Source organism: Microbispora sp. KK1-11 (genome assembly GCF_006874435.1).
GTDB classification, from domain to species: Bacteria; Actinomycetota; Actinomycetes; order Streptosporangiales; family Streptosporangiaceae; genus Microbispora; species Microbispora catharanthi.
The window spans coordinates 1-1,219 of the sequence record NZ_VIRJ01000094.1 but is presented as its reverse complement, the minus strand read 5'-3'; the positions used below and the strand labels follow the sequence as shown (position 1 = coordinate 1,219).

General features: G+C 68.6%; 1 protein-coding gene. It reads left to right on the top strand.

Translation table 11 applies throughout. From position 1 onward, the window contains the following. Positions 1 to 171: 171 nt before the first annotated feature. Positions 172 to 1,219 (top strand): endo-1,4-beta-xylanase (locus FLW16_RS42845; protein WP_142566711.1); only part of this gene is annotated, 1,048 nt, incomplete at its 3' end.

Below are 1,219 nucleotides of genomic sequence, written 5' to 3'. Positions count from 1 at the left end.
CTTGACACGTTTCGGGTCTGATTTCCAGACTGACTCCCCGAGGCGGCTCCTCCTGCCGGGGTCGGTGGTGAGCGGCAGGGGCCGCAGTTTCCGACGCGGCGATGGTTCGCGTGGTGTTTCCGCGGGCGTCTGTTCGCGTTCCCTCATCGATTTCGCAGTGGAGGCTCAGGCATGGGCGAAAACCCCTTATCCGCCGGCGGAGGACGGCGACCGCGCGCCGGCACCCGCCGGTTGCTGGTCGCCGGCGCCCTCGGCGCGCTCGGCACGGTCACCGCGCTCGCGGCGTCCGTCCCCGCCGGCGCCGCCGCGGGCACGCTGGGCGCGGCCGCCGCCCAAAGCGGCCGCTACTACGGCGCCGCGATCGCGGCCGGTCACATGAACGACTCGACCTACGTGGCCACCTGGGACCGCGAGTTCAACGCCGTCACCCCGGAAAACGAGATGAAGTGGGACGCCACCGAGCCCTCCCGCGGCTCGTTCCGCTTCACCTCCGCCGACCAGATCGTCAGCCACGCCCAGAGCAAGGGCATGAAGATCCGCGGCCACACCCTCGTCTGGCACAACCAGCTGCCCAGCTGGGTCAGCGGCCTGTCCACCACCGACCTGCGCTCGGCCCTGGTCAACCACATCAACAACGTGATGGGCCACTACAAGGGCAAGATCTACGCCTGGGACGTGGTCAACGAGGCCTTCGCCGACGGCGGCGCGGTCGGCACCCTGCGCAGCTCGGTATGGACCCAGAAACTCGGCAACGGCTTCATCGAGGAGGCCTTCCGCGCCGCACGCGCGGCCGACCCGAACGCCAAGCTCTGCTACAACGACTACAACATCGACGACGCCAACGCGAACAAGACCCGCGGCGTCTATAACATGGTCAAGGACTTCAAGGCCCGCGGCGTGCCGATCGACTGCGTCGGGCTGCAGTCGCACCTGTCGCAGGGCTCGGTGCCCTCCAACTACCAGCAGAACATCGCCCAGTTCGCCGCGCTCGGCGTCGACGTCCAGATCACCGAGCTCGACATCGGCGGCTCGGGCTCCGCCCAGGCCGACGCCTACCGCCGTGTCACCCAGGCATGCACGGCAGTGCCCCGCTGCACCGGCATCACGGTGTGGGGCATCACCGACAAGTACTCCTGGCGCAGCGGCGACAACCCGCTGCTGTTCGACGGCAACTACAACAAGAAGCAGGCGTACACCGCCGTCCTCGACGCCCTCAACG